Annotated in this window: 14 protein-coding genes; 8 read left to right on the forward strand and 6 right to left on the reverse strand. The window is 46.6% G+C overall.

Annotated elements, in window-relative coordinates; all coding sequences use genetic code 11:
• Window positions 1-5 precede the first annotated feature (5 nt).
• On the reverse strand, window positions 6-2,855 hold the full coding sequence (gene carB / locus ABDK00_RS00675) for a carbamoyl-phosphate synthase large subunit (RefSeq protein ID WP_346237578.1): 2,850 nt from the start codon (window positions 2,853-2,855) through the stop codon (window positions 6-8).
• Window positions 2,856-3,058: 203 nt separating this feature from the next.
• Here carB and ABDK00_RS00680 point away from each other — a divergent pair, with 203 nt between their 5' ends.
• Both ABDK00_RS00680 and bcp read left to right on the forward strand, forming a co-directional pair.
• The gene (locus ABDK00_RS00680; RefSeq protein ID WP_346237579.1) at window positions 3,059-4,759 is read left to right on the forward strand and encodes a peptidoglycan DD-metalloendopeptidase family protein; all 1,701 of its coding nucleotides are present in this window, start codon (window positions 3,059-3,061) and stop codon (window positions 4,757-4,759) included.
• 63 nt (window positions 4,760-4,822) lie between these two features.
• Window positions 4,823-5,284, forward strand: coding sequence for a thioredoxin-dependent thiol peroxidase (gene bcp / locus ABDK00_RS00685; protein WP_346237580.1), 462 nt, complete (start codon window positions 4,823-4,825; stop codon window positions 5,282-5,284).
• Here the strand turns inward: bcp and ABDK00_RS00690 are convergent.
• From ABDK00_RS00690 to rpoN, 5 genes are all read right to left on the reverse strand, one after another.
• Entirely contained in the window at window positions 5,281-5,880 is a 600-nt protein-coding gene (locus ABDK00_RS00690) for a Uma2 family endonuclease (RefSeq protein WP_346237581.1), read from the reverse strand. The two genes, bcp and ABDK00_RS00690, sit on opposite strands and share 4 nt — an antisense overlap.
• A gap of 95 nt (window positions 5,881-5,975) precedes the next feature.
• Window positions 5,976-6,968 carry an aspartate-semialdehyde dehydrogenase gene (locus ABDK00_RS00695; RefSeq protein ID WP_346237582.1) on the reverse strand — a complete coding sequence of 331 codons (993 nt, stop codon included), beginning with the start codon at window positions 6,966-6,968 and terminating at the stop codon, window positions 5,976-5,978.
• A 260-nt stretch (window positions 6,969-7,228) separates the two neighbouring features.
• Window positions 7,229-7,525 carry a hypothetical protein gene (locus tag ABDK00_RS00700; RefSeq protein ID WP_346237583.1) on the reverse strand — a complete coding sequence of 99 codons (297 nt, stop codon included), beginning with the start codon at window positions 7,523-7,525 and terminating at the stop codon, window positions 7,229-7,231.
• Window positions 7,526-7,666: 141 nt separating this feature from the next.
• Window positions 7,667-8,587, reverse strand: a complete 921-nt coding sequence (locus ABDK00_RS00705) for a PfkB family carbohydrate kinase (protein WP_346237584.1) — start codon at window positions 8,585-8,587, stop codon at window positions 7,667-7,669.
• 171 nt (window positions 8,588-8,758) lie between these two features.
• On the reverse strand, window positions 8,759-10,252 hold the full coding sequence (rpoN, locus tag ABDK00_RS00710; RefSeq protein ID WP_346237585.1) for an RNA polymerase factor sigma-54: 1,494 nt from the start codon (window positions 10,250-10,252) through the stop codon (window positions 8,759-8,761).
• 131 nt (window positions 10,253-10,383) lie between these two features.
• Here rpoN and ABDK00_RS00715 point away from each other — a divergent pair, with 131 nt between their 5' ends.
• The 6 genes from ABDK00_RS00715 to ABDK00_RS00740 all read left to right on the forward strand — a co-directional run bounded on the left by ABDK00_RS00715 (window position 10,384) and on the right by ABDK00_RS00740 (window position 20,251).
• A complete protein-coding gene (locus ABDK00_RS00715) occupies window positions 10,384-11,115 on the forward strand; it encodes an RNA polymerase sigma-70 factor (protein WP_346237586.1) in 732 nt (243 codons plus the stop codon).
• 96 nt (window positions 11,116-11,211) lie between these two features.
• Window positions 11,212-12,255: a FecR family protein gene (locus ABDK00_RS00720; RefSeq protein WP_346237587.1), complete on the forward strand. Its 1,044-nt coding sequence runs from the start codon at window positions 11,212-11,214 to the stop codon at window positions 12,253-12,255.
• 92 nt (window positions 12,256-12,347) lie between these two features.
• On the forward strand, window positions 12,348-15,656 hold the full coding sequence (locus ABDK00_RS00725) for a TonB-dependent receptor (protein ID WP_346237588.1): 3,309 nt from the start codon (window positions 12,348-12,350) through the stop codon (window positions 15,654-15,656).
• A gap of 19 nt (window positions 15,657-15,675) precedes the next feature.
• Window positions 15,676-17,217, forward strand: a complete 1,542-nt coding sequence (locus ABDK00_RS00730; protein ID WP_346237589.1) for a RagB/SusD family nutrient uptake outer membrane protein — start codon at window positions 15,676-15,678, stop codon at window positions 17,215-17,217.
• A 105-nt stretch (window positions 17,218-17,322) separates the two neighbouring features.
• Window positions 17,323-18,828, forward strand: a complete 1,506-nt coding sequence (locus ABDK00_RS00735; protein WP_346237590.1) for a DUF4886 domain-containing protein — start codon at window positions 17,323-17,325, stop codon at window positions 18,826-18,828.
• A gap of 73 nt (window positions 18,829-18,901) precedes the next feature.
• On the forward strand, window positions 18,902-20,251 hold the full coding sequence (locus ABDK00_RS00740; protein ID WP_346237591.1) for a glucoamylase family protein: 1,350 nt from the start codon (window positions 18,902-18,904) through the stop codon (window positions 20,249-20,251).
• Window positions 20,252-20,259: the final 8 nt, after the last annotated feature.

Genomic DNA, 20,259 nt, shown 5'->3' on the forward strand with positions numbered 1-20,259 from the left:
TCTGATTATTTGCTCAGGAACATGCTTCTGTCTTTGTAAAGCTGCCTGAAATAAGGGTCTTTCAAATCTTTTATAAAACGGATCGCTTCCCCGGTACTTTTCATTTCGGGGCCCAGCTCTTTGTTCACCCTTGGAAATTTATTAAAACTAAATACCGGCTCTTTAATTGCAAACCCTTTCAGTTTCTTTTCAAATTTGAAATCGGTCAGTTTGTTGGCGCCCAACATAACTTTCGTCGCAATATTTAAATAAGGGATTTGATAAGCTTTAGCAATAAAAGGCGTCGTGCGCGATGCGCGCGGATTGGCTTCAATTACATACACATTGCCATCTTTAATGGCAAACTGAATATTGATCAGCCCTTTAATATTCAGCGCCCGCGCGATTTTTTCTGCATAATGCTCCATGGTGGTTACTTCCATTGGCGAAAGATTGAATGCCGGTAGCACCGCATTGCTGTCGCCACTATGAATACCTGCCGGTTCGATATGCTCCATCACGCCCATTACATGAAAATGCTCGCCGTCGAAAATGGCATCTACTTCGGCTTCCTGGCATCGGTCGAGAAAATGATCGATAAGAATTTTATTTCCGGGAATATGTTTTAAAAGGCTTACCACTGCTTTTTCAACTTCTTCATCATTGATCACGATGCGCATTCTTTGCCCGCCCAAAACATAAGAAGGACGAACCAGCACCGGATAGCCTACGCGGTTTGCCACATCTATGGCTTCGTCAACAGTCCAGGCCGTACCATAATCAGGATAAGGAATGTTAAGCTCTTTCAGCATATCGCTAAAGCGTCCGCGATCTTCGGCGATGTCCATATTATCGAATGAAGTACCGACGATCTCAACACCCATATTTTTGATCTTTTCGGCCAGCTTTAAAGCGGTTTGGCCACCCAGCTGAACGATCACGCCTGCGGGCTTTTCATATTCGATCAGCTCCCTCACATGCTCCCAATAAACCGGTTCAAAGTAAAGTTTATCGGCCATATCGAAATCCGTACTCACCGTTTCGGGGTTACAGTTCATCATGATGGCTTCGTAGCCGGCTTCTTTAATGGCTAACAATCCATGCACGCAGCAGTAGTCAAACTCGATGCCCTGCCCGATGCGGTTTGGCCCGCTTCCCAAGACGAGGATTTTCTTTTTATCGGTAACTTTTGATTCATTATGGGTCAGCCCGTCGCCACTTACTTTCAGGCTGGGGCTATCAAAAGTGCTATAGAAATAAGGTGTTTTAGCTTCAAATTCGGCGCTACAGGTGTCAACCATTTTGTAAACGCGGTCAATGCCAAACGATTTACGCTTTTTATATACCTCATCTTCTTCCGCACCCACGAGCGTGGCAATTTGAGCATCGCTGAACCCATTCACTTTTGCGTCCCTGATGGTGTCCGCGTTCAAATCGTCCAGATTTAATTCAGCCAGTTTCTTTTCAATAACAACCAATTTCTGAATTTCAGATAAAAACCACCTGTCGATTCCGTTGGTCGCTTTTGATATGGTGCTCACAGAAATACCGGCCATCAACGCATCTTTAATGCGGAATAACCGGTCCCATTTCGGTGTCTTAATGTATTCTTGCAGCTCTTCGGCATGCATCAGGCTTTTGCCATAATAGCCGAGCCCAATCGCGTTGTTTTCGAGGCTCTGACACGCTTTTTGCACTGCTTCATTAAAGCTGCGGCCAATCGCCATCACCTCTCCTACGCTTTTCATTTGAAGGCCCAGCGTATCATCGGCGCCTTTAAATTTATCAAAGTTCCAACGTGGTATTTTTACGATCACATAATCGAGTGCAGGCTCAAAATAGGCTGATGTGGTTTTTGTGATCTGGTTTTCCAATTCATCCAGGTTGTAACCGATGGCCAGTTTGGCCGCAATTTTAGCGATGGGATACCCGGTTGCTTTTGACGCAAGCGCCGAAGAACGACTCACCCGCGGATTAATTTCGATGGCGATGATTTCCTCCGTTGCCGGATTCATAGAAAACTGCACGTTACATCCGCCTGCAAAATTCCCCAGGTCCCGCATCATTTTGATCGCCGTGTTGCGCATCAGTTGCATGCCCGTGTCGCTAAGCGTCATGGCTGGGGCTACCGTAATGCTGTCGCCGGTATGCACACCCATGGGGTCAAAGTTCTCCACGGTACAAATGATACATACATTGTCCGCGTTATCGCGTAAAAGTTCCAGTTCAAATTCTTTCCAACCCAGTACCGCCTGTTCTACCAGCACCTCGTGAATAGGGGATGCCTGCAGGCCGCGGTTCAACGCTTCATCCAGGTCTTCTTTATCATGCACAAATCCACCGCCCGTTCCGCCGAGTGTAAAAGAAGGACGGATTACAAGCGGAAAACCAATTTCCTGCGCATATTCTTTTCCCTCCAGGAAAGAATTTGCCGTTTTCGCTGTGGCAACGGGTATTCCAATTTCGAGCATCCACTGACGGAATTTCTCACGGTCTTCCGCTTTCTCAATGGCTTTAATGTCCACCCCGATAAGACGAACGTTGTACTGTTTCCAAATGCCCAGTTCTTCCGCCTCTTTCGCGAGGTTTAAGGCTGTTTGCCCACCCATGGTCGGCAACACCGCATCAATCTGGTTTTCCTGTAAAATTTGTTCAATACTTTCCACGGTAAGCGGTAATAAATAAACTTTATCCGCCATCATGGGGTCGGTCATAATCGTGGCCGGATTGCTGTTGACTAGTATTACTTTAATACCTTCTTCACGCAAACTGCGCGCCGCCTGCGTGCCGGAATAGTCAAATTCGCAAGCCTGACCGATAATAATAGGGCCGGAGCCAATAATTAAAACTGATTTTATGGAAGTGTCCTTGGGCATTTTTTCTTTTTCTTTCTGTGTAAAAAAAACAAATTGCGCAAAAGTAAGGCTTTGATCGGAAACGGGGCGCGTGTTTTTTGTATTTTATCTGCAGCGCGACATAAAAACCCTGATACAAAAGACTTGCAGGCCTCCCGGTCGGTTTCCGGCCGCGGGCCATAGGCGATGGCCACCATCAATTTTCATTTCTTTATTTTTGGCGCATGTCGAAAAGTAGTTTATTAATTGTGGCCTTGTTATTGACAGGATTTTCTTCTTTTAGCCAATTATATAAAAAGCCGGTTTATCCCAAAGGATATTTCCGGTGGGTAACATTGCTAAAGCCGGATATCGTGGCCAACATGGGCGAACTGCGCAATAATCACTGGCATATGGGCCTTGATGTGCGCACAAACCAGGTCGTTAATCAAAAAGTAGTGGCGGCAGCCGACGGTTATATCGCCTTTGTGGGGATTGAGCCGCTGAGTTGGGGCCGATGGATTATTATTAACCATCCCAACGGGCTTTCCACTTTATATGGCCATCTAAATGACTTCAGGGATGATCTTGAAAAGTATGTAAAAGCGCATCAATATAATGCTGAATCCTGGGAAACCCATTTGAATATTCCCGCGGGGAAATTCCCTGTAAAAAAAGGCGATTTCATATCGCTGAGCGGTACAACCGGTGGTTCGGGCGGCCCGCATGTGCACTGGGAGGTAATCGATACCAAATCGGGTCGCAGGTTGAATCCCACGCTATTCGGAACGCCGATTGTTGATGAAGTGGACCCGGTTGTCTCCAGAATTGCCATGTACGACCGCTCCAATTCGGTTTTTGACGGGTATCCGAAAGTGTTTAGCCTCACCAAAGCAGCCGGAAAATATACGGTTTCCGGCGGAAGCATCAGTACCAACCTGGCGTCGCTGAGTTTTGCGGTGCAGGCTTATGACAGGCGCAACGGCACCAGCAACCAAGACGGTATTTACAGCGCGCGTTTGTTTGTCGATGGCAAAGAAGTGAGCAGCTTTTATGTGGATAGCATCAGCTACGACGACACGCGCTATATGAATTGCCAGATTGATTATAAAATGAGGAGCACCGGCGGATCGTGGATGCAGCATGTGTCTAAGTTGCCGGGCGACAAGGGCGGGGTTTATTACGACTTAGGCCGTCAGGCGCTGATACAGTTATCGCCGCAGCAAAGCCGCGAGGTGAAAATAGAAGTGGCCGATGCCAACGGCAACATTTCGGTCATCGAATTTAAACTGGCTCACAACGGCGCTGCTGCGCCGGCAGCAAAATCATACGAATGGCTTCCAGGGAGGCCCAATAAAATATTTCGGCCCACATTTGAAGCCTATCTTTTTTATGATGCTTTGTATGATAAGATGAATACCAATTATTCGAGTACGCTTTCTCCGGCCTTAAACAGTGTGTCTTCTATTCATCATTTAGGAGAAACCTATATTCCGGTACACAGCAACTTTGAAGTGAGGATCAAACCGACCAAGCCCATCAGTGCAGAAAACCGCAATTGCATCATTATCAAAAGAACTGGAAAAAACACTTCGATCAGGAAGGCTGAATGGAATGCGGAATGGTTGACCGCTCCATTCAGGGATTTCGGAAACTTTGAAGCGCTCATTGACAATGCGCCGCCGACCATCAACGCTCCGGGAACGGGCGATGTGATTAATCTGAAAACAGCCCGGCGTATCGTTTTCACGCCAAAAGATAATTATGGGGTCGCTGATTTTCGGGCGGAAGTAGATGGAAAATGGCTGCGTTTTACAAACGATAAGGGCCGTAACTGGATCTATACTTTTGATGAAAAAGTGAAGCCAGGCCAGCATACCCTAACCGTTACGGTCAAAGATATCGCGGGGAATACCACTCAAAAAAGCTGGAAATTTGTGAGATAATTGAAACCAGCCATTTTAGGTTAAAGACAGATAGCTTTAATCTCATCATATATCAGAAAAAAAATGCCAACACATTTACAGGAAGGACAGAAAGCGCCTGCTTTTTCGGGCAAAGACCAGGACGGCAACAAAATAACGCTCGCTCAATTCAAGGGGAAGAAACTGGCTTTATATTTTTATCCGCAGGATTTGACGGCTACCTGCACCGTTCAGGCTTGCAATCTGCGGGATCATTTTTCTGCCTTGAAGCAGGAAGGAATAGAAATAGTGGGTGTGAGCCCCGATGATATGTCAAAACATAAAAAGTTTATACAAAGAAATACGCTGCCTTTCCCACTGATTGCCGACACCAACCATCAGATTTTAAAAAAATATGGCGTTTGGGGCGAGAAGCAGATGTTCGGGCATAAATATATGGGCGTGTATCGCACCACCTTTCTCATCGACGAAAAAGGAAAGATCAAAAAGATCATCTTAAAGCCAAAAAGCAAACAACACGCGGAAGAAATTATAGCCAATTTTTAAGCAGTCAAACCGGTGCCGCTATAAATGTCGCTGATGCTGACCGACACGTCAATGGCTTTAATAGCTAAAATGTCTTCCAACATTTTATATTCCTCCAGTTCCCAATGGCCGCTCTTATTGATTCTAAAAGCTTCTACGTTGATCGATTCAGCATCAACCAGCAAATATTCTTTAAGAGAAGGAATATCTCTGTATAATTTAAACTTACCACCGCGATCATAGTTTTTGGTCGCTGGGGATAAAATTTCAATAAGTACGGTTGGCAGAATGGCGGTGTCTTCATCTTCACGCGAGGGCGTAATATCACCGCAAATGACTGAAATATCCGGATAGGTAAAGAATGTATTTTCGGGAATATGAATGCGTAAATCGCTGCCATAGGGCTGGCAGGATTTGCCTTTGAGCGCCAAATAGAGTTCGCCTGTTAAATTTTTCGCGATTATATTATGCCTTCTGCCGGCGCCCGCCATTGCAAAAACCTCGCCTTCAAAAAATTCATGTTTGGTGTCAGCGCTTTTTTCCATTGCCAAATACTCCGCAATGGTATAAGAAGCTTTTAAGTAAGCTGGCGCCGGTTCTTTAAATGTGTCTTCCATATCCACAATTTACGAAAGAAAAAGCAACTTACTTTCTGGCAAAATTCAAAAAAGGCCTCTTTGATGGCATTTTTCAAAGAGGCCGGCCGTCTCTACTAAATCAGGTTATTGGCTAACAGGTATTCAGCAATTTGCACTGCGTTGGTAGCTGCGCCTTTGCGCAAATTGTCGCTGACGATCCACATATTAAGGGTTTTGTCCTGCGTTTCATCCCTGCGAATGCGGCCCACAAACACTTCGTCTTTTTCATGCGCGTCCATAGGCATCGGATATTGCTGGCTCGCTAAATCATCCACCACCACAATGCCGGGCGCCTGCTCCAAAAGATTTCTAACTTCTGCCAGGTCAAACTCCTGCTCAAACTCGATGTTCACGCTTTCGCTGTGCCCGCCCATCACCGGAATGCGAACCGTGGTAGCCGTGACTTTGATATTATCATCCCTCATAATCTTTTTCGTTTCATTCACCATTTTCATTTCTTCTTTGGTATAACCGTTGTCGGTGAAAACGTCAATTTGAGGAATCACATTTAAATCGATCGGGTATTTATAGGCCATGGGGTATTCGCCCGATTTGTTTCTTTCGCCCATAAGTTGCTCTACCGCTTTCACGCCTGTTCCGGTTACGCTTTGATAGGTAGAAACCACTACCCTTTTAATTTTATAAGCCTGGTGAAGCGGCTGCAACGCCACCACCATCTGGATCGTAGAGCAATTGGGGTTTGCGATAATTTTATCATTGGTCGTTAAAACATCTGCATTGATTTCGGGCACAACGAGCGGCTTTGAGGGGTCCATTCTCCACGCAGAGGAGTTGTCGACAACGGTGATGCCCGCTGCCGCAAACTGAGGCGCCCATTCGGTAGATGTGCCCCCTCCTGCCGAGAATAAGGCAACGGCTGGTTTTGCGGCAATACCATCTGCCATGCCCACCACTTTATATTTTTTGCCCTTAAATTCAACTTCTTTACCAACACTTCTTTCAGAGGCTACAGGAATAAGTTCTGTGACCGGAAAATTTCTTTCGGCCAGCACCTGTAACATTTTGGTGCCTACAAGGCCGGTGGCGCCCACAACTGCAACTTTCATCGTTTTTGTTTTTTGTTTTAGATATAAAAAAAGCCTTCCGCATTTACGGAAGGCCTGTTAAAAACTTTATGTCTGCACACAAAAATTAAACCTTCCGTTACGGATGCTTCTTAATCTTTGTATGTTTCTTTATTGTCATTTGGGTTGCAAAAATAGATCGATGATTGAAATCAACAAAATATTTTTTTGGAGATTCGTCATCGCCAGGGAAATCAACCGTTGTCCATCGGCTTGTTCGTGAAGCACTTCTGCACCCCGTGCTATTTCACAGGAATAACCTGCGATTTGTTACCAGCGCTCATTTTGTTTGTAAGCAACCACATCAGCGTAAACGATGGAATAATATCCATGCCCGGCAGGGCCTCTTCGATAAAATTAAAAATACCGCCAAAGACGCCTTTGGCACCACCAAAGGTTTTGGCGAAAATGATGGCAGAAACCGGCGCCCAAATGACGTCGGAAAATTCGCCCACGCCTGGTATGGCAAAGGAAAGATAACCGATGGCGTCCATAATAATACAAAACAACAAAGACGGAGACTTTTTGATTTGATCCATGTTTATTTGATTTCTTTTAAGATAGTTTCTTTTCCTTAATCGTTGTCAGTTGCCGGGCGCTTCACCGGCTTTTTTCGTTTGTTTACCGGAAATGCAAAGAGGCCGTCGAACGGCCTCTCCACAATATAGCTACATATTTTTTTACAGTTCAGCCTGATAATTAGTAAGTTCTTTGAACTGCTGTACGCGATTGTTGATGTCTTCCTTCGTGATTTCTTTCAGTCGGGTGGTACCAAACTTTTCAACACAAAAACTCGCCATCGCACTTCCCACAATGATCGCAGCTTTCATGTTTTCAAAAGAAATATCGCGGGTCTTGGCCAGGTAGCCGATAAATCCGCCGGCAAAGGTATCGCCCGCGCCAGTGGGGTCAAATACTTCCTCCAAAGGAAGCGCAGGAGCTACAAAAACTTTGTCTTCGTGAAACAGAAGGGCGCCGTGTTCCCCTTTTTTAATAATCAGATATTTTGGCCCCATGGTTAGAATTTTCTTTGCCGCTTTAACCAAAGAATACTCCGCCGTAAGCTGGCGCGCTTCGCTATCGTTCACGAGCAATACATCGATTTTGCTGATGACTTCTTCCAGTTCCGGTAAAGCGATGTCCATCCAGAAATTCATGGTGTCCAGCACAATCAGCTTGGGCTTTTGGGTAAGCTGCCGGATCACACTCAGTTGAACCGCCGGAGCAAGGTTGCCGAGCATCAGAAATTCCGCACCCTGGTAACTTTCAGGAATGACCGGCTTAAAATCGCCCAACACATTTAGCTCGGTAACAAGCGTGTCGCGGGTGTTCATGTCCAGGTGATAGCGGCCCGACCAAAAGAATGATTTTCTGTCGGGAACAATTTCTACCGCTTCGGTAGCCACGCCGCGGGCTTGCAGCGCTTCCAGCTCTTCTTTTGGAAAATCATAACCCACCACCGAAACCTGCTTCACAGGCTGCGTGAAATACGCCGCGGCATAAGCAATATAGGTGCCGGCTCCGCCTATAATTTTATCAGATTTTCCAAACGGGGTTTCAATATCATCAAAGGCCATCGAGCCTACAACAATTACAGACATTATTAAATATTATTTGAATTTATAATCAGATTGTGTCGCCGCAAATGTAAGGCTTTGAGCAGGAAGTTTTGAGAACACCGGCTGATAATAAAGCGAGTACCATATCTTATGAACGCGTTATCGCACTTAGCGGAATGCTTATGCGATAGTTCGTTCCACGCTGCTAGAAAACTAAATAAGTTCTTTTCTTAAACGGGCCACGGGGATATTGAGCTGTTCGCGATATTTGGCCACGGTGCGGCGCGCAATATTATACCCCTTCTCCTGGAGCAGTTCGGTCAGTTTTTCATCACTAAAAGGATGCCTTTTATTTTCTGATTCGATCATGTCGCTCAAAATCTTTTTCACCTCGCGGGTAGACACCTCTTCTCCGCTATCCGTGCTCAACGATTCGCTGAAAAAGAATTTCAAACGATAGGTTCCAAATTCGGTTTGCACAAACTTGCTATTGGCCACGCGGCTTACTGTGGAAATATCAAGCTGGGTGATTTCGGCAATATCCTTCAGGATCATGGGTTTGAGCGTCGTTTCGTCACCGGTAAGAAAAAATTCTTCCTGGTGGTTCATGATGGCGCTCATGGTATCGAGCAGGGTATGCTGCCGCTGTTTGATGGCGTCAATAAACCATTTGGCCGCATCTATTTTTTGCTTGATGAAAAGCACGGCTTCTTTTTGCTGCCTGTCTTTCTTGGTGCCCCGGCTGTATTCTTTCATCATGTCTTTATACCCTTCGCTGATGCGCAGTTCGGGCGCATTGCGGCTGTTGAGGGTCAGCTCCAGCTTGCTGTTATTATTTAAGATAAAGAAGTCGGGTACCACATAACTTTCTGCTTTGTTGACGGAGCCGATATTGCCGCCGGGCTTAGGATTAAGGCGGATAATCTGTTGCATAACTTCTTTCAGCTCTTCGTCTTCAAGCCCCAGGCCACGCTGAATTTTTTCGTAATGCTTTTTTGTAAACTCGTCAAAATACTTTTCAATGGCCGTAATGGCCAGGTCCACGTCCTTTCCTTCGTGCTTTTGCCGCCTCAACTGCAATAAAAGGCATTCGGGCAAATCGCGCGCGCCCACGCCGGGAGGGTCAAATTGCTGGATCTGCGTAATGATGTTATCAACCTCTTCTACCGTTGTTTGAATGTTTTGCCTGAAGGCCAGATCGTCTACCAAAGCCGGAGTATCCCGGCGCAGATAACCATCTTCATCAATACTTCCGATGATATGTTCGGCAATTTTTTTCTGCTGGTCATCCAAAGAAAGCAGCCCCAGCTGGCTCACCATCAAATCGTAAAAAGAAGTTTCTGTTTTGATGGGCAACTGACGATTCTCATCATCGTCGGCATAATTTTCATCGCGCGTTTTATACTCTGCTATTTCGCCGTCATCGTCGTGCAGATATTCCGTTACATCAATATTTTCATAATCATCGGCGCTTCCGTCCTGCTCCTCATAGTTATCCGCATCATCGGCGCCATCGCTAAACTCGTCCGCATAAGGGTCTTCGTCCTGGTGGGCCTCGTCAACCTCAAGCGCGGGGTTCGCTTCCAGCTCTTCTTTAATTCTTTCCTCTAAATTTGCAGTAGGAACCTGCAGCAACTTCATCAATTGAATTTGCTGAGGGGATAGTTTTTGTAAAAGCTTTTGTTGTAAGGATTGACCTAGAGCCACAGTTCAAAAATTTGCGCCTGCCTGTCGGCCTGGCGGGTTATCAAAAATCGAGCCTAATTTTGCAAAGGTAAATATGTAGGCAACATGAAATATTTTTTATTGTTGTTTTATTAGTGTATATTTTTGGGTTAGTGAGCGTTACTGCGCGAATTCCGATTGCTTTTTTTCACAATATTTTAAACCGCGCTGCCTGTTTATTTGTTGTCTGTACGAAAACCCGTATCCTGTTTGCCACATTTAAAAATCTGCATTCTATCAATACGAAAAGCCATAACGAAGAAGAATTAAAGTTGTTGCAAACAGAGGTGGGTAACGGCAACAGCGCTGCCTTCACCCAGTTGTATGGGTTATTTTTTAAGCGTCTTTACACTTTTTCTTTTTCCATCGTGCGCGTACCGGAGACCGCTACCGAAGTGGTGGAAGACGTATTTATTAAATTATGGATGAAACGGCAAATCATCCAATCTGTCGAAAACTTGTCGGTTTATCTGTATGTTTCGGTAAAAAACCAGTCGCTCAACCGCCTCGCTGCCAAAGCCAGCCAGTGGAAAGCCATGGACATCGACGAGCTGGTGCCCGACCTGGCGCTGCTCGAAGAAGACCCGCTTGGGCAAATCATCAGTAAAGAAACGCTTCAAAAATTTAATCAGGCGGTAGAAGATTTACCGCCGCGCTGTAAAATGATTTTCAAACTGGTTCGCGAAGATGGGCTTCGTTACCAGGAGGTGTCGGATATCCTCAATATCTCCATCAACACCATTGATGTGCAAATGGCTACTGCCGTAAAGCGCATCTCCCAGTCGCTTGGCCTGGCAAAAAAACGGCCTGTCAGTTTCTTTTCAAGAAGAAATAAAAAAAATTAGCCGCCGCATAGTAGATGCGCTTTTTTTTCCTGTCCTTTTAAAATACAGGCGTTTGCACTTGCTATTATGGCGATTGATGAGCACATATGGAAATTAATGTCGCGTGTTATTTTTGGGGAAGCGACCACTGACGAAATAGCGCAGTTTCAAGATCATTGTGCGCAAGACCCGGTGTTACAAGAGCAATATCAAACGCTGGCGCAGCTTTTTCAAACAAATGGAAGTTTGGCCGATGCCGCTGCCATCAGCTACGAACTACAGGCGCAAAACCTGCTGAAGCGGGCCGAAAAAATCCAGCAACAAAATCTTACACGGAAGCAGGCTAAAAGCCACCGCATGAAATACTGGGTAGCGGCGGCCTCCGTTGTGGTGGGCCTGCTCGCGGCCTGGGGGATATGGGAAATTAGCAGGAAGGCGGATGCGCCGGCGCCGCGTTTGGCGATTGCTGCGCCCGAGGGACAGCGAAAATCAATTAAACTTAAAGATGGCACCGTGGTTTGGTTGAACGGCGGCTCTTCGCTACATTATATAAACGATTTTAACGCGTCCGCCCGGGAAGTAAAACTGGAAGGGGAAGCTTATTTTGACGTGGTAAAAGACGCCTCGAAGCCATTTATTGTGCATGCCGGCAAGGTGTTAATCAAGGTATTGGGCACCGCTTTCAATGTAAAAGCGTACCCGGAAGATGCTGATGTGACCACTTCTTTATACCGGGGTTTGGTCAGCGTATCAAGACAAGACGAAGAGGCGCAGCCCATCCTGCTCTATCCACATCAAAAGCTAACGATGCCCAACCAACTTGAGGCTTCCGGCGCGTTTGTCGCCGACCTGGCCGCATCGGCGATGGCTGCAAAAGTGGAGTTTCTCGACAGCTCCCAAACAGAACCCGAACGCGTTGAAACTTCCTGGATCTATAACCGGCTCGAGTTTCGGGGCGACGATTTTCTAACGCTGAGCCATAAAATGCAGCATTGGTTTAATACAAAAATTCATTTTTTGGATGAGCCGGCGAAGCAAATGCGCTTTAACGGTTCGTTTCAGCAGGAAACCCTTGAGCAGGCGCTCAAAGCGCTTCAACTTGCCAATTCTTTCACTTATAAAATAGAAAATAATGAGGTATTTATTTATTCAGATCCATAGATTTTGCATTTACCGGCTGCCAGATTTGCAAGTCGCAGCAATTGCACTACCAAAAGCTTTTCTCTTCAAGAGTTCATTAAAACCATATCAAAATGAAGTGCCAGTATAAAGATGAAAACCATCTCAACAAAACTAAAGTTCTAATTGCCATGAAACTGACGATTCTGCTTTCACTATTTTTCACGGTTACGCTAAACGCCACGGGCTTTGGGCAGGAGCGGCTATCGCTCAGAGTAAAAAAGACAGCGATTGCGGACGTGTTAAGGACCATCGAGCAGCAATCAGGCTACCGGTTTTTATACAATGAAAACATTGCCGGCCTGCAGCAAAAAGTGTCTATCAATACGGCTTCGGCTACTGTTGATGAAATTCTGCCGGTATTGTTGTTTCGTACCGATATGACCTGGCAGAAATTAGAGAACAAACTTATTGTGATAAAAGAAGACCCTCTTGCGGTTAAAGACGTGACGGTAACAGGTTTCGTGAAGGACAGTTCCGGCGCAGCGCTATCGGGCGTTTCGGTGCAGGTGAAGAACACCGATATCGGAACGGTGACGGATAATGAGGGTGCTTTTACGATTAATGTACCCGACGCCAACAGCATTCTTGTTTTTTCGCGTGTGGGATATCAAAACCTCGAAAGGAATTTGAATGGCAGCACCAGTTTAAATATTGTGCTGCTCGCTTCGCAGGAAGTATTAGACCAGGTGGTGGTGGTAGGTTATGGAACACAGCGCAAGCGCGACCTGACCGGCTCCATCGCATCTGTCAGCGGCGACGAAATAGCGCGGATGCCCAATACCAACCCCATCAGCTCCCTGCAGGGTAAGGTGGCCGGCCTGACCATTTCAAACTCGGGGTCGCCGGGGGCCGCGCCTACTGTGCGCGTACGAGGTATTAACAGTACCAACAGCGCCAGCCCTCTGTATGTGGTCGATGGTATACTTCAGGATAATATCGACTATTTAAACCCGGCAGATATTGAATCAATCGACGTTTTGAGAGATCCATCATCTATTGCAATTTACGGTTTGAGTGGTGCAAACGGTGTGATAGCAGTGACCACTAAAAAGGCCGCACGAGGACAAACAAGGGTTAACCTCAACAGCAGTGTAGGTTTTAGTGAAGTACGCCGAAAAATTGCCGTCACTGATGCGGACGGGTTCAAAAAATTATATAGCGCGCAGTTGTCGAATCTGGGCGCCACTCCTTTCGATTTTTCAAACTATGAAGCCAATACTGACTGGCAAGACCAAATACTACGCAAGGCAATGTTTACTAATCACAGCCTAAGCCTCTCTAATAGCGGGGAAAAAACAACCACCTATTTTAACCTGGGCTATAATAAGCAGGAAGGTGTTGTGAAATATGGAAGTTATGAAAGGTTTGTGGCAAGGTTAAATGAGGAAATACGGATTACTAAAAGCATAAAAGTAGGGGCGGATGTTACGGGAACCTATTGGAACACCAATCCTACTTCGGTGAGCCTTACTAATGCCCTGTGGGCAGCTCCCATTGTGCCGATTCAGGCGGGCGAAGATTTATACTATAGTATGCCATCTTTTCAAAGAGCGCAGGTGGGCAATCCTGTGGCGACGTTAAACCGGAACAATAATACATCCATTAGCCGTGGATATCGTTTTGTGGGAAGCGCTTTCGCAGAGTTTAAAATTTTGAACCAGTTCACGTGGAAGTCAACATTTTATACTGACTTAGGCTTTAATACATCAAGAGACTACGCACCGCTTCCTTACCGGTTTATCAACCTGGGAGAAATGGGCGGCGCTACCGACACTACCTTTAACGACAGGCAGTTTACCAGTGTAAGTCAAAGTCAAAGGGAATATAGAAAATTCCAACAGGATCATACCCTAACCTGGGATAAAAACTTCGGAGGTGGGCATCGATTAACCGCTATGGGTGGTTTTACAACGGTTTATACCGATAACACAGGCTTGAGTGGTAATAGAAGAGATACTACCTTAAATATTCCCAACAATCCTGATTTTTGGTATATTGATGTAGCGAACATTAATAACCCAGGAACGTATGGCGGTAGCGGCGGTAAAAATTCTTTGGCTGGTGCATTTGCACGCGTAAGTTATGCTTTTAAAAACAGGTATCTGTTAAACGCAACGGTAAGAAGGGATGGCAGCTCTAAATTTGCACCCGATAACAGGTGGGGTACCTTTGGAAGCGTTGGCGCCGGCTGGGTAATCAGCGATGAAAATTTCTTCAGCGCCGTTGGCCCTGTGAATTTTTTAAAGCTGAGAGCTGCCTGGGGTAAAATTGGTAACTCAAACGGCGTTGCTGATAATCTTTATCAGCCAGGTGTTTCCAACGCTTCTACTGCCATTTTTGGCGATAATATCTACACCTCTGTTCAGGCGGCCTACATACCCGATCCTAACCTGCATTGGGAAGTTGTTCGCGGTATTGATGTGGGTTTGGATATCCGGGCTTTTGATGATCGCTTCAATGCAGAAATTAACTGGTACGATAGAACTACTTCCGATATTCTTACCAGCCTCGAAATACCCAACGACAGCAGGAGGTATTTTACCAACCTGGGAAAAATTACCAACAGGGGTATTGAAGTAGCTGCCGGCTGGAAAGAGAGTTTTGAAAGTGGCTTCAGCTATGGCATCAACGGTAATTTCAGCTATAACAAGAATACAGTTAACTCGATTGGCGATAACTTTAATTTCCAAATCCTCGGAAATGAGGGTGCCAATAAAACTGAGTCCGGACAATCTATTGGCTATTTCTACGGTTACCAACAGATGGGTATCTACCAGTCGCCCACTCAAATTGCAAACTCACCTTATTACGCAGGCGCTGCGCCGGGAGATATCATGTATGCCGATATTGACGGAAACGATACAATTAATACGGCCGATCGGGCCTACCTGGGAACGCCCTTTCCTCCTTATAGCTTTGCTGCTTCTTTTACAGTGGGATACAAAGGGTTTGATCTGCTTGTGGAAGGCCAGGGAGTGGCAGGCAATAAAATATATACAGAACGGCGTACCAGCAATTTTGCTACGCTCAACTACGAAGCCAACAGGTTGAATGCGTGGACAGGACCGGCAACCAGCAATATCGAGCCCATACTCGATGCTACAAGAGGGAATAACTTTCTGTTTAGTTCTCATTATTTGGAACCTGGAAATTATTTCAGGTTGCGAACCGTTCAACTGGGGTACACATTAAAAGCTGATCGCATAAAAGCAATCCGGCAGGCCCGGATTTATATAAGCGGGCAAAATATTGCTACCTGGACCAAGGTTACGGGATATTCTCCTGAAGCGCCCATCTCCAGTATTTTGGGCGGCGGCGCTGATAACGGAATTTATCCGGTACCAGCTACCTACACGTTTGGTATAAACTTTACTTTTTAATGAAATTAAAATGAAAAAAATGATATTATATAATCACCAAGTCAGGTTTCGCCTAATGGTTGTGTTGCTCCTGGCCACAACTTTTGCAGGGTGTAAAAAATTTCTTGATACGCAACGTCAGGGCGCCTACACGGCTGATAACTATCCCTACCCCGGAGGCTCGGGCCCTTACGACCAGTTTTTGTTTGGCGCCTACAACGATTTACGCGGGTATAATGTACATGCCGACGCTTTTATTGTAACTACCAGTATTAGAAGCGATGATGCCGATAAAGGAAGTACCCCTTCGGACGGGGGTGCCAGTGTCTTTGAAATGGAAAATTTCCCGGTAACGCCAAGCAATGGCAGAGCCAATAATATTTGGGTGGCTTATTATGGCCTAATCAACAAATGTAATAGCGCGCTGGTCAATGTGGACACCCTTCAAAATATTACTGCCAGCGAAGAGGTAAAGCTGCAAACCAAGGCGGAAGCGCGTTTTATAAGGGCTTACGGATATTTTATGCTGGTTCGGTTGTTCGGGAATATCCCGATCATCGATACCATTTACGCTGATGTGACAGCTCAACCTTTTGTTCCTCAAAGCCAACCGGCTCAGGTGTATGCGTTTATTGAGGACGATCTTAATTTTGCGGCACAACATCTCCCCGATTCCTGGAGCAGCGAATTTATCGGTAGGGTAACGCGCGGAGCGGCCAATGGCCTTTTGGCTAAAGTGTACCTGACTCAAAAGAAATGGGCGCAGGCGGCCGCTGCGGCGGGCGCAGTAATGAGTTCCGGCATGTATGATCTGTCGGTGGCCTACAACGATATATTCAGCGAGCAGGGAGAAAATAGCAAAGAATCTGTGTTCGAGGTACAGGCCACCGCCAGCGCCACCACGCCTACCGGCAATGGCGTTCAGTACTCCAGTATCCAGGGCGTTCGCGGCACAGGTATATGGAATAACGGCTGGGGCTGGAACACACCGAGTGATGTTTTAGAAGCCGCCTATGAGCCCGGTGATCCCAGAAAGGCCAGAACCATTCTTTATTCGAGCACGGCCACACAAACGAATACCTCGATGTATGGCGAGCAAATGCCGGTTTATCCCAGCCAGGTGCCCAATCCGAAATATAACCATAAAGTTTTAGGAAACCCTTCCATGCGCAATTCCATTAGCCGTGGTTGCTGGTGGATGAATGTGCGGCTGCTTCGATATGCCGATGTGTTGCTGATGTATGCCGAGGCACAGAACGAAGCGGGCAATTCCGATACGGCGCGCAGGGTAGTAAACAGGGTAAGGGAAAGGGCCAGAAGAGGCGCGTCCTCAGGCGTGTTGCCGGACATTACGACCACGAATCAGTCAGAACTAAGAGCTGCCATCCGCCATGAAAGAAGGATCGAACTGGCGATGGAACATGATCGCTTTTTCGACCTGGTACGTTGGGGCATTGCACAGCAGGCCATGCATGCCGCAGGAAAAACTAACTTTTCCGATAATCGCGATGTGCTGCTTCCGATTCCCCAGGTACAGCGGGATCTAAGCGACAACCGACTGGTTCAGAACCCCGGGTACTAAGCAAACAGCCAAAAGCGAGGTCATTATTTAATATCCGTATCAATCGCAAGGCATAATGTTTCTGGCCGGACTATCACTCAACTATTAACTATAAAAAATATACAGATGAAATATTTCAATAGAAAGCTATTCCGCTTATGTGCAGGGCTTTTTACCGTCATGGCGCTTTTTGTAGCCTGCAAAAAAGACGGGAACCCCAACGATCTGCCAACCTCAGTTCCCGAATCGGCCTACGTGGGCCAAACCGGCGCTGAGGTAATTAAAATTCTGGCCATTGGCAATAGCTTTTCGGAAAATGCGATCGAAAGCAATTTGTACGAATTGGCTAAGGAAAGTGGCAAAACCGTGATCATTGGCAATATGTATATCGGCGGCGCCTCCCTGGGGCAGCATGCCCAAAACGCCACGGCTAACGGCTCGGTGTACGAATACAGGAAAATCAATACAGAGGGGGTGAAAAGAAATTTCCCCAAAGTGTCGATCGCCACGGCGCTGGCCGATGAAAAATGGGATTATATCAGCTTTCAGCAGGCCAGCCCGCTTTCGGGGCTCGCCGATCCCACGCAACAGGATCTGACTACTGTTTTTAATTATGTAAAATCAAAAGTCAACAACCCGGAGGTTAAATACATCTACCATCAAACCTGGGCCTACGCGCCGAACACAAGCAACACCGGCTTCGCAAATTACGACAACGATCAAACTACCATGTATAACGGCATTGTGAGCGTTTCTCAAAATGTGAAAAATATAGTGCCGGTTGATATTATCGTCCCAGCGGGCACGGCCATCCAGGACGCAAGAACCAGCCTGTTGGGCGAGAGCTTTACTGTGGGCGACGGCTATCATTTAAATGAGCTGGGTAAATACACAGCCGCCTGCACCTGGTTTGAAGCCTTGTTTGGCACTTCGGTAGTGGGCGCAAAATATAAGCCTGCCGGCATCTCCAATTTCGAAGTTTCCGTGGCTCAAAACGCGGCTCATTTCGCTGTGTTGAAATCTTTCGAAATAACGTCTATGGCCGATTTTCAGGTAGAACCGGCGCCCTTGCAATATCCGGTGTTGATTGATTTTGGAAATGCGGCGCCATCGCCATCCTGGAACCAGGTTTCTTCGTATACAGAGGGCACAAAAGCCAATCTCAAAGACAGCGTAAATGCTTTTGTTGGGATATCGCTGGTGATAACAGAACGGTTTAATGCGATTAATACTAATGGCGCGACTGGCACAACCACTTCTCTTAACATGCCCGACAACGTTTCCGCGCGAAACTTTTACGGAAACTCACGCGGACCGCTGTTCAATGGTATTACAACGCCGCAGAGCGTTTTCGAGTTATCAGGGTTGGTTAAAAATATCACCTATAACTTTTGCTTTTTCGGGTCTCGTGCGGCATCCGACAACCGCGAAACCCTTTACACCGTGGCGGGCGAAAACAGCGGTTCGGCCAGTTTAAATGCAGGCTCCAACGCCACCGAGGTAGCCTGCGTCAGCAATATTAAACCGGATGCCAATGGCAAAATAAAAGTTACAGTTACTTCCGGACCGAATAATGTTACCTCCAACGGTTGGTTTTATATCAACGCCGCAAAGATTACTTCCAATAATTAACTATAAAAGCGGGCCCGCATACGGTAGCGGCCCGCTTTTTTGATTTGCCAAACGCCTGATAAAATAAAAGATCATGCTAAAAAATGCTTTACTTGCCCTGACGCTTTTGGTATCGACGATTTGCGTTGGGCAAAAATCCACCGCCAAAAAGAGCCATGCCATTCCCTATACCCTTAAAATCGACAAGCAAATTTCCGACACGGCGCTGGTTGATTTGGTTCAAAAGCAAACCCTTCGCTATTTCTGGGATTTTGCGCACCCCGTAAGCGGCCTGGCGCGCGAGCGAAGCAACGAATCTTTCAATTACGGAAACGAAGTGGTAACCACCGGCGGCACAGGCTTTGGCATTATGGCCATCATCGCGGGCGTGAACCGCGGCTGGATCGAACGGGATACCGCCGCCCGGTTTTTATTAAAAATGACGCGTTTTTTGTATAAAGCCGATGCTTATCATGGTGTATTTCCACATTGGTTTGATGGGGCAACCGGTAAAACAATCCCCTTCAGCAGAAAAGATGATGGCGCCGACCTGGTGGAAAGCGCTTTCCTTTTCCAGGGGCTGCTTTGCGCCCGGCAATACTTCGATCGCGACAATGATGTTGAAAGGCAGCTGCGTGGCCGCATTAATGGCTTGTGGAATGATGTTGAATGGGACTGGTTTACCCGCGGCGGCCAGGAAGTGCTTTACTGGCACTGGAGCCCCAACAACGGCTGGGCCATGAATTTCCCGCTGCGCGGCTTTAATGAATGCCTGATTACCTATGTGTTGGCTGCGGCTGCCGAGCGATATCCGGTAAGCAGCCGCGTTTATCACCGGGGCTGGGCGCAGGGGCGCTTTTTCACCAATGGCAAAACGTTTTATAACTACGAGTTGCCTTTGGGAACAGATTATGGCGGCCCTTTGTTTTTTTCCCATTATTCCTTTCTTGGGCTTAGCCCGAAAGGCCTGACCGATCAGTATGCCGACTACTGGAAACAAAATCAAAATCATTCTTTGATCAACTACGCCTACTGCGTCGACAATCCAAAATCGTTTAAAGGCTATGGCGAAAACTGCTGGGGCCTCACGGCAAGCGACACCTACAATGGCTACAATGCCCATTCGCCCACCAATGATCATGGTACGATTACGCCTACGGCGGCATTGTCGGCGTTTCCTTACACCCCCAGCCAGTCGATGAAAGCGCTTCGGCATTTTTATGTGGATCTGGGCGATAAGATCTGGAGCGAGTACGGCTTTGTAGACGCGTTTAACGAAACCAAAAACTGGTATGCCCAATCCCATCTTGCGATCGACCAGGGGCCGATCGTGGTAATGATAGAAAACTATCGCACCGGCTTATTGTGGCGTCTTTTTATGAGCTGTCCCGAAATTCAGGGCGGCCTTAAAAAGCTGGGCTTTAAAAGTGCGTATTTTAAGTAAAAAAACAG

This window comes from Niabella insulisoli (assembly GCF_039652435.2).
GTDB classification, from domain to species: Bacteria; Bacteroidota; Bacteroidia; order Chitinophagales; family Chitinophagaceae; genus Niabella; species Niabella insulamsoli.